The sequence below is a fragment of the Agrococcus jenensis genome (assembly GCF_003752465.1).
GTDB classification, from domain to species: domain Bacteria; phylum Actinomycetota; class Actinomycetes; order Actinomycetales; family Microbacteriaceae; genus Agrococcus; species Agrococcus jenensis.
Map to the genome: position 1 here is coordinate 358,532 of NZ_RKHJ01000001.1, position 14,621 is coordinate 373,152.

A 14,621-nucleotide genomic window follows, 5' to 3' on the forward strand; every position below is an offset into this window, starting at 1 on the left:
TCGCCCGGTCGATCAGCGGTCCGCGTCGAGCATCGCACGCACGTGCGACACCACGCGCGCATGCACGTCGGCTGGGCTGCCGGATGCGTCCACGACGGCGAAGCGGTCGGGCTCGGCCGCCGCGAGCTCGAGGTAGGCCTGCCGCACGCGGAGTGCGAAGGCCTCCCCCGCCTCCTCGAGGCGGTCGTACGGCGCGTCCTCGCGCGCGGCCATCCGCTCGCGCCCGGCGGCCGGATCGAGGTCGAGCAGGATCGTGAGGTCGGGCAGCAGCCCGTCGGCCGCCCACAGCGAGAGGTCGCGGATCTGCCCGCCGTCGAGCTCGCGGCCGGCGCCCTGGTAGGCGACGGACGAGTCGAGGTAGCGGTCCTGCAGCACGACCTCGCCGCGCTCGAGCGCCGGGCGCACGAGGGTCGCGACGTGGTGCGCGCGGTCGGCGGCGTAGAGCAGCGCCTCGGCGCGCGGCGCGACGTGGCCCTCGGTGTGCTGCACGAGCCGGCGGATCTCGACGCCCAGCTCGGTGCCGCCGGGCTCGCGGGTGCGCACGACGGTGCGGCCCTCGCCCTCGAGCCACGCCTGCAGCATCCCCGCCTGCGTCGACTTGCCCGAGCCGTCGCCGCCTTCCAGGGTGATGAACGCCCCGGTCACGACGCGTCGCTGGTGGGCGCGGGCTTCGCGGTCGGCTTCTTCGCGGCGGGCTTCTTGGCGGCCGTCGTCTTCGCAGCCGGCTTCTTGGCGGCGGCCGTCTTCGCAGCCGGCTTCTTCGCCGCCGGCTTCTTGGCCGCGGCCTTGCGCACCGGCTTCTTCGCGGGACCCTTCTCGCGCTTGAGCTGCAGCAGCTCGATCGCGCGCTCGAAGGTGATGCCCTCGACGTCCTCGCCGCGGGGGATCGTCGCGTTCGTCTCGCCGTCGGTGACGTACGGCCCGAACCGGCCGTCGCGAACCTTGACCGGCTTGCCCGAGACGGGGTCGGCGTCGAACTCCTTGAGCGCGGTCGCCGCCTTCCTGGCACCGTACTTCGGCTGCGCGAACTTCTCGACCGCCTGCTCGAGCGTGATCGAGAAGATCTGGTCCTCCTCGTCGAGCGAGCGGGTGTCCTCGCCCTTCGACAGGAACGGCCCGTAGCGGCCGGGTCGGGCGGTGATCTCGACGCCGGACTCCGGGTCGACGCCGACGACGCGCGGCAGGCCGAGCAGCTTGAGCGCGGTCTCGAGGTCGACCGACTCGGGCTCCATCGCCTTGAAGAGGGATGCGCGGCGCGGCTTGGGCGCGGCCTTGCCCTTCTTCGGAGGCACGGGCTTGCCCTCGTCGTCGAGCTCGACGGGCAGCGCCTCCTCGATGTACGGCCCGAAGCGGCCGTTCTTCACGACCACGTCGAGCCCCGTCTCCGGGTGCTGGCCGAGGACCCGGTCCTGCACGGGCTCCGCGGCGAACAGCTCCTGAGCCTTCTCGGGCGTCAGCTGGTCCGGGGTCAGGTCCTCGGGGATGTTCGCGCGCTTCGTCTCGCCGTCGGCGTCGGTGCCCTCGAGGTACGGCCCGTACTGGCCCACGCGGAGCGTGACGCCCTCGGCGACCGGGATCGAGTTCACGGCGCGCGCGTCGATGTCGCCGAGGTTGGCGACGGTGCTCTGCAGGCCCGGCCGCGCCTCGCTGCCGAAGTAGAAGCGCTGCAGCCACTCCTGGCGGTCGAGCTCTCCGTCGGCGATGCGGTCGAGGTCGGCGAGCATCTCGGCGGTGAAGTCGTAGTCGACGTAGTCGCCGAGGTTGTCCTCGAGCAGCTTGATCGTCGAGAACGCGATCCAGTTCGGCACGAGCGCGCCACCGCGTTGCGTGACGAAGCCGCGCCGCACGATGGTGTCGATGATCGACGCGTAGGTCGACGGGCGGCCGATCTCGAGCTCCTCGAGCGCCTTCACGAGGCTCGCCTCGGTGTAGCGGGGCGGCGGGGTGGTGGCGTGGTCCTTGCGCTCCAGCTCCGCGAGGCCGAGCGGGTCGCCCTGCTTGACCTCCGGCAGCCGCGCGTCGCCGGCCGCGGCGTCGCTCGACGCCTCGTCGGCGTAGCGCGACGCATCCGTCGACTCCTCGTACGCCTGCAGGAAGCCGGGCTCGGTGATGACGGTGCCGGATGCGGTGAACTCGGCGATGCCGCGGGAGGTCTTGTCGGACGCGATCGTGATGGTCGCGGTCTGCCCGGTGGCGTCGATCATCTGGCTCGCGACGGTGCGCTTCCAGATCAGCTCGTAGAGGCGCTGCTCGTTCGGCGTGAGCGAGCCCTTGACGTCGCTCGGGGTGCGGAAGCGCTCGCCCGAGGGGCGGATGGCCTCGTGCGCCTCCTGCGCCGACTTCGACTTGCCGGCGTAGTGGCGGGCGGCCGCCGGGATCGAGCCGGCGCCGTAGAGGCTCGTCGCCTGCGCCCGCGCGGCGGTGATGGCCTGCGACGACAGCGAGGGCGAGTCGGTGCGCATATAGGTGATGTAGCCCTGCTCGTAGAGCGACTGGGCGACCGACATCGTCTGCTTCGCGGAGAGCTTGAGCTTGCGGCCTGCCTCCTGCTGCAGCGTCGAGGTGGTGAACGGCGCGGACGGGCGGCGACGGTAGGGCTTCGACTCGACGCCGGCGACGGCGAACGCGGAGCGCTCGAGCTCGGTCGCGAGCGTCTCCGCGGCCTCCTCGTCGAGGACCGTGCGCACGCCCTTGATCTGGCCGCGGTCGTCGAAGTCGGAACCGGTCGCCACGCGGGCGCCGTCGAGCCGCACGAGGCGGGCGCCGAAGCGGGTGCCGTCGGCCTCGAACTGCGCGGCGAGGCTCCAGTAGCCGGCGGAGACGAACGCCATGCGCTCGCGCTCGCGGTCGACGATGAGGCGCGCGGTGGGCGACTGCACGCGGCCGGCCGAGAGGCCCTGCCGCACCTTGCGCCACAGCACCGGGCTGACCTCGTAGCCGTAGAGGCGGTCGAGGATGCGGCGCGTCTCCTGGGCGTCGACGAGCGGCATGTTGAGCTCGCGCATCGAGTCCTTGGCCTGCTGGATCGCGTCCTCGGTGATCTCGTGGAACACCATCCGGCGGACCGGCACCTTCGGCTTCAGCACCTCGAGCAGGTGCCACGCGATGGCCTCGCCCTCGCGGTCCTCATCCGTCGCGAGGATGAGCTCGTCGGCGTCCTTGAGCGCCTTCTTGAGCTCGGCGACCGTCTTCTTCTTCTCGTCGCTGACGACGTAATAGGGGGCGAACCCGTTGTCGACGTCGACGGCGAACTTGCCGTACGACCCCTTCTTGAGGTCGGCGGGCAGGTCGCGCGGGCTGACGAGGTCGCGGATGTGGCCGACGGATGCCAGCACCTGGTATCCCTCGCCGAGGTACCGCTCGATCGTCTTTCCCTTCGCGGGGGACTCGACGATGACGAGCTTCTTGCCCATGCTCACGCTCACTGCTTCTTCGTATTGGGGTTCCGGCCCGACCGGGCCATGCCTCGCCACAATACACACGGTGTCATGGTGCGCCCACAGCGGGCGGACCGGCGATCGCGGCGGCGGATGCGGTCAGCGGTCCGATCGGGACGGCGGTCGTCACGCGCACCTCGAGGCCGTCGACGGCGCACGCGCCGAGCCGCGCACCGCTCGCCGCGGCGACCGCCTGCGCGAGCCCGCACGGGCTGCCATCGGCGTAGCCGGACAGCGCGTCGGCTGCCGCGAGGGCCGCCGCATCGGCCGCCGCCGCGGCGCGAGCCTGGGCGATCGAGGCCGTGCCCGCGCCGACGACGAGCAGCGCCAGCAGCACCGCCGCGGTGGCGACCGCGAGCGCGAGTGCAGCACCGGCGCCGCCGTCGCCTCGGACGTCCGGGCGGCGTTGCGCGGTGCCGTCGAGCACGTCCGCAGCCTCATCCACACGATGTTCGAGCGCGCGCCCTGCACCCCGTGGAGCGCCGGTCACCGCCCACCGCCGTGCGCGCAGCTGCGGGCGACGAGCGTGAGCGCGCCCGCGAGGGCGTCCCGCGACAGCTCGGCGCAGACGAGCTCGCCGTGCCGGTCGATGCGCAGCCGCGCACCGCCCGCGTACGCGGCCGGGTCGTCACCGCGCCCCGCGGCTCTCGCCGCGGCGCCCGCGGACTGCTCCAGCGCGACCTGCGCCGCAGCGGCGGCCACGCCGCCGACCGCGAGCCCGATCGCGAGCACCGCGGCCGGCAGCGCCGCGGCGAGCTCGGCCGTCACCGCGCCGAGCTCCCCGCGGGCGCCCCCGCTATTGCACGGAGAGCGCACGCTCCACCATGTCGGTGAGCATCCCGCGCACCTCGTCGGAGCGCAGGATCACCACCAGCAGCCCTGCGAACCCGACCGCCGCCATCGTCGCGATGACGTACTCGGCGGTCGCCGCGCCGTCCTCCTCGTGCACCAGCCTCTCGAGCATCCGCATGCTCGCCTCCTTCCCTCAGGAGGCCCAGCGTGCGGCACGAGCCTGCCGCCGCGTGCGGCGATCAGCGTGGCCTGTGGAGGGCGACGCGTTGGCCGGCCGGACGGCGCCGGCTCAGCGACGTCGGCGCTTGGGCTTGCGCGAGGGCTTGGGCTTGGGCTTGGGCTTGGGCTTGCGCGAGGGCTGCCGCTTCCGGGACGTCTGCGGCTTGCGCGCGCGGTCCGTCGAGACGATCGGGTGCGGAGCGCCGCTGCCGGACGCGAGCAGCGCGGCGACCCAGTTGACGATGGCGCTGAAGGGGTTCCGCATGCCTCGACGCTACGAGCGGGGGCTGGGCGTGCGCTCGATGGCGCTGAGCGGGCGGCGAAGCGGCATGCGGTGGCGGAGGGCCGCTCTGCCCGATCGATCTCGCACCCGCGGCGCTCGCCGCCTCGCTCCCGCAGTGTCGGGTTCGTGCGCGAGTGTCGCGACACTCGCACCGCAAGCCGACACTCGGCGCGGCCGATCCCTCAGCCGAGCGGCGCGAGCGCACCCTCGAGCATCGAGACGACGAGCGGCACGACCACGAGCAGCGAGAACGCCGGCAGCACGCAGACGCCGAGCGGCAGCGCGAGCTGCACCGCGGCGCGCTCGGCTCGCGCCTCCCCCTCGAGCCGAGCCCGCGTGCGGGCTGCCGACGCCTCCGCGAGCAGCAGCCCCCGCACCGGCACGCCGGCCCTGCGGGCGAGGTCGAGCGCCGCGTCGACGTCGTCCCAGCCGCTCGACGCGACGCCGGCGTCGATGAGCGCGGCCGCGGCGGCGGTGCGCGCCCGATCGACCGCTCCGCCGCCCGCGAGCGCCACAGCCACGAGGTCGAGCGCGATCCCCGGCGCCTCATCGCCCCGCGCGGCGTGCCGCACGATCGTGCGCGACCAGCCCCAGGCGACCACGAGCAGCGCGGCTCCCGCGAGCACCGACCACGTCGCCAGCCCGCCGCCCGCGAGCGCGCCCACCACGTCGAGGCCGAGCGCCGCGCCGAAGCCGAGGCCGACGATCGGGAGCACCATCACGAGCCGCGCCGTCGCCCGGGGTCCCGCGAGCGCCGCGTCGAGCGCTCGCGCCTGCGCTGCACGCTCGCGCAGCAGCCCGGCGAGCCGCTCGAGGGTCGGCGCCGTCGGCGCGCCGGTGCGCCGCGCGACCTCCAGCACGGCGGTCACGAGGCCACCGCCCGCGCGCACCGCGCCGACGCGCGCGTCGACCTCGGCCGCATCCGTGCCGAGCATCCGCCACGCGCGCTCGAGCGGCAGACCGCCCGCCACGAGCGCCGCGAGGCGGTGCACGGTCGCCGCCGCATCCTCCATCGCCGTCGCGGCAGACCCCGTCGCGCTCATCGCCGTCGCACCACCAGCCGGTCGTCGTCGAGCGCGAGCTCGCCGACCGCGGCGACGCGGCGTCCGTCGCCGTCGCGCTCGACGTGCAGCACCGCGTCGAGGGCGCTCACCGCCTGCCTCGCGAGCGCCGCGGGCGTCAGGTCCGCGAGCGCGCCGAGCGCCTCCAGCCGTGCCGGGACGTCGTCGAGCGAGTTCGCGTGCAGCGTGCCGGCGCCGCCGTCGTGCCCGGTGTTGAGCGCCGCGAGCAGCTCGCGCACCTCCGCGCCGCGGCACTCCCCCAACACGAGCCGATCGGGCCGCATCCGTAGCGCCTCGCGCACGAGCTGCTCGAGCCCGACCGCCCCCGCACCCTCCGCATTGGCCTGCCGCGACTCGAGCGCGACCACGTGGGGGTGGCGGATGCGCAGCTCGGCCACGTCCTCGATCGTCACGATCCGCTCGGTGGCGGCAGCCGCCGAGAGCATCGCGCCGAGCAGCGTCGTCTTGCCCGATCCGGCGGCGCCCGTCACGAGCACGTTCGCCCGCCGCGCGACGAGCGCCCGCACGAGGGGCAGCGGCACGACGGCGAACATCCCCGTGCGCTCGAGCTCGTCGAGCGAGAGCGCCCGCACGCGCGGCAGCCGGATCGACAGCTGCGTGCCCGAGACCGCGATCGGCGGCAGCACGGCGTGCACGCGGATGCCGTCGTGCAGCCGCACGTCGACGCACGGCGTCGCCTCGTCGACGTGCCTGCCGCCCGCCGCGACGAGCGCAACCGCGAGCGCCCGCGCGCGCTCCGGCTCGAGGCGCAGGCCCGCCCGAGCCGCGCCCCCGCCACGATCGACCCACACCTCGCCGCCGGTGACGAACACATCCGTCACCGCCGCCTCGGCGACGAGCGGGGCGAGCTCGCCGAACTCGCGCAGCGCCGCGCCGTCGGACGCCGTCCGCACGGGGCCCGTCCCCGGCGCTCGGGTGGCGCCCGCCACGAACGGGATGCCGGTGGTCGGCGGTGCTGGCATGGGGCGCACCGTAGGGCGAGGCGTGCGGACGGCGCGCGATCGGCCGGTCGTCCTGTGGACGGGCAGGGAGGCGGCGCCCGCCTGGGGGGAGGGGGCGCCGCCACAGGGAGGCGGATGGGGGATCCGCCGGTCACCTGCTTGGGTCGGCCAGGCCGACGGGGCCCATGCTAGGTGCACGTCCGCGCCGAGCATCGCTGCAACACGATCCGGCTCGCCGTGGTGCAGCCCGCGGATGCACACGCCCGGACGCGACGAGGCCCGCGCGGCGAGCGCCCTCGCTAGGCTCGGGCTCGACGACGACGTCTGGAGGAATGCCCGTGTCTGACCGCATCGACCACCTGCTCACCGAGACCCGCCGCTTCGCGCCGCCGGAGGAGCTGGCCGGTGCGTCGGCGACCTCCGCCGAGCTCTACCAGCGAGCGGGCGCGGACCGGCTCGGCTTCTGGGCCGAGCAGGCCCGTGAGCTGCAGTGGGAGACGCCCTTCACCGAGGTGCTCGACTGGCAGCCGCCGCACGCGCGGTGGTTCCACGACGGCTCGCTCAACGTGGCCGTCAACTGCCTCGACCGCCACGTCGAGGCCGGGAACGGCGACCGCGTCGCGTTCCACTGGGAGGGCGAGCCCGGCGACCGCCGCACCCTCACCTACGCCGACATGACGGCAGAGGTGAAGCGCCTCGCCAACGTGCTGACCTCGCTCGGCGTCGAGGCCGGCGACCGCGTCGCGATCTACCTGCCGATGCTGCCCGAGGCGGTCGCGGCGATGCTCGCGTGCGCGCGGATCGGCGCGGTGCACACCGCCGTCTTCGGCGGCTTCAGCCCCTCGAACCTGCGCGGCCGCATCGACGACGCCGGCGCGACGCTCGTCATCACGACCGACGGTGCCTGGCGCAAGGGCAAGGTCTTCCCGCTCAAGCCGACCGTCGACGAGGCGCTCCGCGAGCCCGGCCACGGCGTGACGAACGTGCTCGTCGTGCGCCGCGGCGAGAACGAGATCGACTGGGTCGACGGCCGCGACGTCTGGTACCACGAGGCGATGGCCGACGCCGAGGCCGAGCACGTCGCCGAGGCGTTCCCCGCCGAGCATCCGCTCTTCATCCTCTACACGTCGGGCACGACGGGGAAGCCGAAGGGCATCCTCCACACGAGCGCCGGCTACCTGACGCAGACGGCGTTCACGCACCGGCACGTCTTCGACCTCAAGCCCGAGTCGGACGTCTACTGGTGCACCGCCGACATCGGCTGGGTGACGGGCCACAGCTACATCGTCTACGGCCCGATGGCCAACGGCACGACGCAGGTCATGCACGAGGGCACCTTCGACACCCCGACGCCCGAGCGGCCGTGGCAGATCATCCAGCGCTACGGCGTGACCGTGTTCTACACGGCGCCCACGGCCATCCGCACGTTCATGAAGCTCGGCCGCCAGCACACGCAGTCGAGCGACCTGTCGAGCCTGCGGGTGCTCGGCACGGTGGGCGAGCCCATCAACCCGGAGGCGTGGATGTGGTACCGCGACGTCGTCGGCGGCGGCACGACGCCCGTCATGGACACGTGGTGGCAGACCGAGACCGGCGCGATCATGATCTCGGGCCTCGCGTCGGTGACGACGCTCAAGCCCGGCAGCGCGCAGGTGCCGATCCCCGGCATCGAGATCGACGTCGTCGACGAGGCGGGCGAGCCGGTCGGCGACGGCGACGGTGGCCTCCTCGTCGTGACGAGCCCGTGGCCGTCGATGCTCCGCACCATCTGGGGCGACGACGACCGCTACCGCGAGACGTACTGGCAGAAGTTCGGCGACCGCTACTTCGCCGGCGACGGCGCCCGCAAGGACGACGACGGCGAGATCTGGCTGCTCGGCCGCGTCGACGACGTCATGAACGTGTCGGGGCACCGGCTCTCGACGGCCGAGATCGAGTCGTCGCTCGTCGCGCACGACGGCGTCGCCGAGGCGGCGGTCGTGGGCGCGGTGGATGCCACCACCGGCCAGGCGGTCGTCGCGTTCGTGATCCTCAAGCAGTCCGCATCGCGCGAGAACACCGTCGAGGAGGCGGAGCAGCTGCTGCGCCAGCACGTCGCGACCGACATCGGCGCGATCGCCAGGCCGCGCCAGGTCTTCATCGTGCCCGACCTGCCGAAGACCCGCTCCGGCAAGATCATGCGCCGCCTGCTGCGCGACCTCGCCGAGGGCCGCGACCTCGGCGACACGACGACGCTCGCCGACCAGACGGTCGTCGACGCGATCCGCTCGCAGCTGCGCTAGCTCGGCTTTCCCTCGAGCCCTCCCCCGTCCGTCGAACTTCCCGAGATCGCGCGCTTACGCCCCGGTCCGCGCAACGTCGGGAAGTTCGCGGAACCGCGACTGCGCGAACTTCCCTGAAGCGGTCTGTTCTGTGGAGATTCGCGCGGTCTCGGGAGGCTCGCGGCGGAACCGCTCTCCACAGACCGGGTCCGCGCGCCGACGAGCACCGGTCGGCTGCCGCATGCTCCCTAGATGACCGATGACGGATGGGCCCTGCCCGAGTCGCTCCGCGGAGGAGCGTTCACAAGCCGGGAGGCAGCGGCGCTCGGCGTCGGACGGCGCCGACTGCGTGGCGATCGAGCGCGGCAGCTGCACCACGGTGTCTGGTCTGACGCAGCAGCCGAGCTGTCGGTGCCGGACCGCGCCCGCGCCGCCCTCGGCACGGCCGATGAGCTCGCGTGGGTCAGCCACGCCACCGCCGCAACGGTGCACGAGCTCGCCCTACCGCCGAGGCTGCGGAAACTCGACCGCATCGATCTGACGGTGCCCTCGCCGATGCACGCACCACGGGGCAGCGGCATCCGGGGACGCCAGCGCACCCTCGAGCTGACGGCGATCGAACTGTTCGACGGACTACGCGTGGCGTCACCCGCGCAGGCCTTCGTCGACGGATGCGACTACCTGGCGTTCGAGGACCTCGTCGCGCTGGGCGACTCGGTCGTATGGGAGCGAGCCCCGCGGGCGACACGCGCCGCCCTTGTCGAGGCGATCGAGGGGCATCGCGGCCGCCGCGCGCACCGCCGCCTGGTCGCCGCCGCATCGGCGGTGCGTCCGCGCTCAGCCTCTCGCCCGGAGACCATCACGAGGCTGCAGCTCGAGGCGTTGGGCGCGCCGGAGCCGTGGTGCAACGTGCCCGTCGTCCTCGACGCGGAGGAGGCGGTCGCGCCGGACGCCGCGTTCTGGCAGGCGAGGCTCATCATCGAGGTCGAAGGCGATCAGCATCGCGTCGACCGCGCGCAGTGGCTGACCGACCTCGAGCGGTACAACCGGGCGCAGCGGTCCGACATCGAGGTGCACCGCGTCGTGGCGACGACGCCCGCTGAGGCGCGACGCCAGCTGGCGCCGATCGTCGACCGGCTCCGGAGCCGATGGGACGCGTCGCGCAAGCCACCGCCCATCGCACCGTTCTTCCAAGGACCTTCCGCCTTCGGCAGCGAGCCCTGGCTCTTCAGCGCTTGAGCCCGAACTTCCCGAAGCAGCGCGATCCCAGCGCGAACCGCGCAGATTCGGGAAGTTCGATCCCGCGCCTTCCGGCGAACTTCCTCGAATCGGTCAGTTTCGCGCGAATCCGGTCGATCTCGGGAAGTTCGAGCTTGAGGGGTGGGGGTGGGGCGCGCGCGGCCGGCTAGGCGAACTCGGCGATGACCTCGACCTCGACGGGGGCGCCGAGCGGCAGCTCCGCGACGCCGACGGCGCTGCGCGCGTGCTTGCCCGCGTCGCCGAAGATCTCGCCGAGCAGGTTGCTCGCACCGTTGATGACGCCGGGCTGGCCGTGGAAGCCCTCGGCCGACGCGACGAACCCGACGACCTTGACGATGCGGGTGATGCGGTCGAGCGAGCCGATCTCTGCGTCGATCGCCGCGAGCGCGTTGAGGATGCACTGGCGGGCGTCGGCCGTCGCCTCGTCGGCCGAGACCTCGGCTCCCACCTTGCCGGTGCGCGGCATCGCGCCGTCGACCATGGGCAGCTGGCCGGAGGTGAACACCAGCCGGCCGCTCGAGACCGCCGGCACGTACGACGCGACCGGCGGCACGACGGCGGGCAGCTCGAACCCGAGCTCCTGCATGCGCTGCGCGATGCTCATGCGGAGGCCTCGATCGGGCGCTTCAGGAACGCGACCAGGCCGCCCTCCGGGCCGTTCGCCACGTGCACGAGCTCCCAGCCGTCGCCGCCCCAGGTGTTGAGGATCGCCGTCTCGCGGTGGATGAGGAGCGGCGTGGTCGCGTACTCCCAGGTCGTCTTCGCCATCGGTGTGCTTCCTCTGCCCTCATAGGTTGGTCCCGTACCCTCGTATGCTATGGCCGCCACAAGACACAAGCCAGGAAGCCTGCTGGGCTCGCTCCTCGGGCTCATCGGGTTCAGCGCGATCGCCGGGATCCTGGTCTCCGCGACGCTGACGCCTGCCCTCGCCGTCGCCTCGACCACGGCCAACAGCAGCCTCGACGTCTTCGAGAGCCTGCCCTCCTACGCGCAGATCACCGAGCAGGCCGAGCGCAACCGCATCTACGGCATGCGCGACGGCCAGCCCGTCGAGATCGCCTCGTTCTACGCCCAGGACCGCCAGGTGCTCCAGTGGCAGCAGGTGCCCCGCAACGCCGTCGAGGCGCTCATCGCGGGCGAGGACCGCCGCTTCTACACGCACGGCGGCGTCGACGCCCCGTCGGTCGTGCGCGCCGGACTCTCGCAGCTCGGCTTCGGCGGCGACTCCGGCGCCTCGACGCTCACGATGCAGCTCGTGCGCCAGCAGATCGCGATGGATGCGTTCATCCGCGGCGACCAGGAGACGTACGAGCAGCAGTACGAGGCGAGCTACCAGCGCAAGCTCGCCGAGATGCGCCTCGCGATCGGGCTCGAGCAGCGGTACACGAAGAACGAGATCGTGCTCGCCTACCTCAACATCGCCAACTTCGGCGGCAACGTCTACGGCATCGAGGCAGGCGCGCAGCGCATCTTCGGCAAGCCGGCGTCCGAGCTCTCGATCGGCGAGTCGGCCGCCCTCATCGCGACGGTGCAGAACCCGTCGACGCGCAACCTCTTCAGCGCCGACAACTTCGCGCGCAACCAGGAGCGGCGCGACTTCATCATCAGCTCGATGGCGGCCGAGGGCTACATCACCGCGGAGCAGCGTGACGAGGCGCTCGCGATCCCGGTCGACGAGGCCTTCGTCAACATCCAGCCGCCGAACAATGGCTGCATCGCCGGCTACGACTCGGCGCGCTTCTTCTGCGACTACGTGCAGCGCGTGCTGCAGACCGACCAGGTCGACGGCCACCACATCCTCGGCGCGACGCCCGAGGACAACGCGGCCGCGCTCTTCCAGGGCGGCTACCAGATCTACACGTCGATCGACCTGAACCTCAACGACGCCGTGCAGGCGATGGTGGATGCGAACGTGCCGAACGACGAGACCCGCTGGCAGTCGGGTGCGGCCGTGACGCAGCTCGAGGTCGGCACGGGACGCATCCTCACGATGGTGCAGAACAAGGACTACTTCCCCACCGAGGATGCGCCGCCCACCGCGACGAGCGTCAACTTCAACGCCGACTACGCGCACGGCAGGTCGGGTGGCTTCCAGCCCGGCTCCGGGTTCAAGATCTTCACCCTCGCGCAGTGGGTGATCGACGGGCACTCGGTGAACGAGCAGCTCGACGCCACGCGCGAGAAGTGGCCGCAGGGCTCCTTCACCGCGTCGTGCACCGGGCTCGTCTCCGAGGAGTGGGACCCGCAGAACAACGAGGGCCAGGAGTACACGCGCATGACGCCGACCGAGATCATGGTGAACTCGGTCAACACCGGCATCGCGCGCATGGCGAGCGAGATGGACCTCTGCGACATCCACGAGACCGCCGAGCGCATGGGCACGACGCCCGCGAACGGCGGCGACTGGGAGATCTTCGCGCCGGCCGTGATCGGCTCCGGCTCGAACGTGACGCCCATGGGCATGGCCGAGGCCTTCGCGACCATCGCGAACGGCGGCATCCACTGCGAGCCGACCGCGATCGACCGCATCGTCGCGCGCGACGGCTCCGAGGTGCAGCCGCCCGCGCAGCAGTGCCAGCAGGCCATCACGCCCGAGGTGGCGTCGGTGCTGCAGCTCACGCTCGAGACGGTCACCCAGCGCAACCCGCTGAACAACCCGGCCGGCGCGACGCCCGTCATCTCGAAGACGGGCACCTCGAACGGCGTCGTGCAGACGTGGGTCAACGGTGCGAGCCCGACCATCGCCACCTCCGTGTGGGTCGGCAACATCGTCGGCAACTACTCGCTGCAGCCGCGCTGGAACATCCGGTCGACGCTCTTCCGCGGCGCGATGGAGGAGGCGATGGCGCGCTACCCCGGTGGCGAGTTCCTGACGCCCGACGCCGAGACGGTGCGCGGCAGCGCGAGCGAGCTGCCGAACGTCGCCGGCCAGTCGGCGGCCGACGCGCAGGCGTCGCTCGAGGCGCTCGGCTTCACCGTGCAGGTCGCGAACCCGATCGACGGGCTGCAGGCCGAGGGGCTCGTGGAGTACACGGCGCCGGGCGCCGGCTCGCTCGTGACCACGGCGACGCCGATCATCATCTACCCGTCGAACGGCGCCCTCGTCGCCGGTGCCGGCGAGACAGAGGCGCCTGCCGACCCGAACGCGCAGACGTGGCCGAACCTCGTCACGCAGTCGCTCACGGATGCGCGGGCGACGCTCTCCGGCGCCGGGTTCGATCCCGCGAACGTGCAGGTCTCGTGGCAGGACTACGGCGAGGAGTTCCTCTGCCAGGTGCTGGCGCAGAATCCCGAGCCCGAGACCGCCGGGGCACCCGGCGACCCGATCTCGGTCGTGGTCGGCACGAACGCCTCCGGGGGCGACCCTGGCTGCTAGCGCTCGGGCGCTCAGCGCTGTCGCCGGCGGCGTGCTCGCCGCCGGCGCCGCTGTGGCCGCCTACGCGACCGCCATCGAGCCGCGCGCCTTCCGCATCCGCACCGAGGAGCTGCGGGTGCTGCCCGTCGGCGCCCGGCCGATCTCGGTGCTGCACCTCGCCGACATCCACCTCGCCCCGTGGCAGGAGACGAAGCTCGACTGGCTCGAGGGCCTGCGCAGCCTCGAGCCCGACCTCATCGTCAACACCGGCGACAGCCTCGGGCACCGCGCCGCCCTGCCCGCGCTCACGGAGGCGCTGCGCGTCTTCGACGGCGTGCCCGGCTACTTCGTGCACGGTTCGAACGACGTCTACGGGCCCGTGCTGAAGAACCCGCTGCGCTACTTCGGCGGCCCCTCGAAGCTCGCGTCGGCGGGCGACGTGGAGCGGCTCGACACGGCGGGCCTCGAGCGCGCGTACGAGGGCTTCGGCTGGCTCAACCTCAACAACACCGCGCGCGCGATCGAGGTGCGCGGCACCACGATCGCCGCCTTCGGCGTGGCCGACGCCCACCGCCACTGGGACCGGCTCGACGAGACCGAGGCCGCCATCTCGCGGATGCGGAAGGCGCTCGGCGGCGCGCCGCGCGTCACGCTGGGCGTCACCCACGCGCCCTACCGGCGGATCCTCGACGCGTTCGTCGACCTCGGCGCGGACGCGATCCTCGCCGGCCACACGCACGGCGGCCAGGTGCGGGTGCCGGGCGGGCATGCGCTCGTCACGAACTGCGACATCCCGCGCGAGCAGGCATCCGGCCTCAGCACGTGGTTGCACGAGGGCCGCTCGGTGCCGCTCAACGTCTCGCAGGGCATCGGCTCGTCGATCTTCGCGCCGTTCCGGCTGGGCACGCCGCCCGAAGCGGTCGTCGTGTCGCTCCTGCCCCGCTCGATCGGGTAGACTGGCGAGGTTGCAAAGTCGGAGCCTCGGCTCCGG

14 protein-coding genes are annotated in these 14,621 nt (G+C 72.9%); 4 read left to right on the plus strand and 10 right to left on the minus strand.

Annotation, left to right across the window (positions count from 1 at the left end):
* Positions 1–12 precede the first annotated feature (12 nt).
* The 8 genes from tmk to EDD26_RS01795 form a co-directional block, all read right to left on the minus strand.
* Positions 13–645: a dTMP kinase gene (tmk, locus tag EDD26_RS01760; RefSeq protein WP_123696141.1), complete on the minus strand. Its 633-nt coding sequence runs from the start codon at positions 643–645 to the stop codon at positions 13–15.
* Entirely contained in the window at positions 642–3,413 is a 2,772-nt protein-coding gene (topA, locus tag EDD26_RS01765; RefSeq protein WP_425453457.1) for a type I DNA topoisomerase, read from the minus strand. The genes tmk and topA overlap by 4 nt, the downstream gene beginning before the upstream one ends.
* A gap of 73 nt (positions 3,414–3,486) precedes the next feature.
* Positions 3,487–3,864 (minus strand): Rv3654c family TadE-like protein, encoded by a 378-nt coding sequence (locus tag EDD26_RS01770; RefSeq protein WP_123696142.1) that lies wholly within the window; start codon positions 3,862–3,864, stop codon positions 3,487–3,489.
* A 59-nt stretch (positions 3,865–3,923) separates the two neighbouring features.
* Positions 3,924–4,205, minus strand: a complete 282-nt coding sequence (locus EDD26_RS01775; RefSeq protein ID WP_123696143.1) for a hypothetical protein — start codon at positions 4,203–4,205, stop codon at positions 3,924–3,926.
* Between the two features lie 28 nt (positions 4,206–4,233).
* Positions 4,234–4,407 (minus strand): DUF4244 domain-containing protein, encoded by a 174-nt coding sequence (locus tag EDD26_RS01780; protein WP_123696144.1) that lies wholly within the window; start codon positions 4,405–4,407, stop codon positions 4,234–4,236.
* A 111-nt stretch (positions 4,408–4,518) separates the two neighbouring features.
* Positions 4,519–4,713, minus strand: a complete 195-nt coding sequence (locus tag EDD26_RS01785; RefSeq protein ID WP_123696145.1) for a hypothetical protein — start codon at positions 4,711–4,713, stop codon at positions 4,519–4,521.
* A gap of 200 nt (positions 4,714–4,913) precedes the next feature.
* Positions 4,914–5,774: a type II secretion system F family protein gene (locus EDD26_RS01790; RefSeq protein ID WP_148058669.1), complete on the minus strand. Its 861-nt coding sequence runs from the start codon at positions 5,772–5,774 to the stop codon at positions 4,914–4,916.
* Complete coding sequence (locus tag EDD26_RS01795) at positions 5,771–6,775, minus strand: TadA family conjugal transfer-associated ATPase (protein ID WP_123696147.1); 1,005 nt, start codon at positions 6,773–6,775, stop codon at positions 5,771–5,773. Before EDD26_RS01795 ends, EDD26_RS01790 begins: the two co-directional genes overlap by 4 nt.
* A gap of 317 nt (positions 6,776–7,092) precedes the next feature.
* Here EDD26_RS01795 and acs point away from each other — a divergent pair, with 317 nt between their 5' ends.
* A complete protein-coding gene (acs, locus tag EDD26_RS01800; protein ID WP_123698387.1) occupies positions 7,093–9,036 on the plus strand; it encodes an acetate--CoA ligase in 1,944 nt (647 codons plus the stop codon).
* 465 nt (positions 9,037–9,501) lie between these two features.
* Positions 9,502–10,254: a hypothetical protein gene (locus tag EDD26_RS01805; protein WP_148058670.1), complete on the plus strand. Its 753-nt coding sequence runs from the start codon at positions 9,502–9,504 to the stop codon at positions 10,252–10,254.
* Positions 10,255–10,420: 166 nt separating this feature from the next.
* Here EDD26_RS01805 and EDD26_RS01810 read toward each other — a convergent pair whose 3' ends face one another.
* Positions 10,421–10,879 carry a RidA family protein gene (locus EDD26_RS01810; RefSeq protein WP_123696149.1) on the minus strand — a complete coding sequence of 153 codons (459 nt, stop codon included), beginning with the start codon at positions 10,877–10,879 and terminating at the stop codon, positions 10,421–10,423.
* A complete protein-coding gene (gene sp36, locus EDD26_RS14585; RefSeq protein ID WP_170165495.1) occupies positions 10,876–11,043 on the minus strand; it encodes a Sp36 family protein in 168 nt (55 codons plus the stop codon). Before sp36 ends, EDD26_RS01810 begins: the two co-directional genes overlap by 4 nt.
* A 49-nt stretch (positions 11,044–11,092) precedes the next feature.
* Between sp36 and EDD26_RS01815 the strand changes: the two genes are divergently transcribed.
* A complete protein-coding gene (locus tag EDD26_RS01815) occupies positions 11,093–13,651 on the plus strand; it encodes a transglycosylase domain-containing protein (protein WP_123696150.1) in 2,559 nt (852 codons plus the stop codon).
* Between the two features lie 31 nt (positions 13,652–13,682).
* Complete coding sequence (locus EDD26_RS01820; protein WP_170165469.1) at positions 13,683–14,585, plus strand: metallophosphoesterase; 903 nt, start codon at positions 13,683–13,685, stop codon at positions 14,583–14,585.
* Positions 14,586–14,621 lie beyond the last annotated feature (36 nt).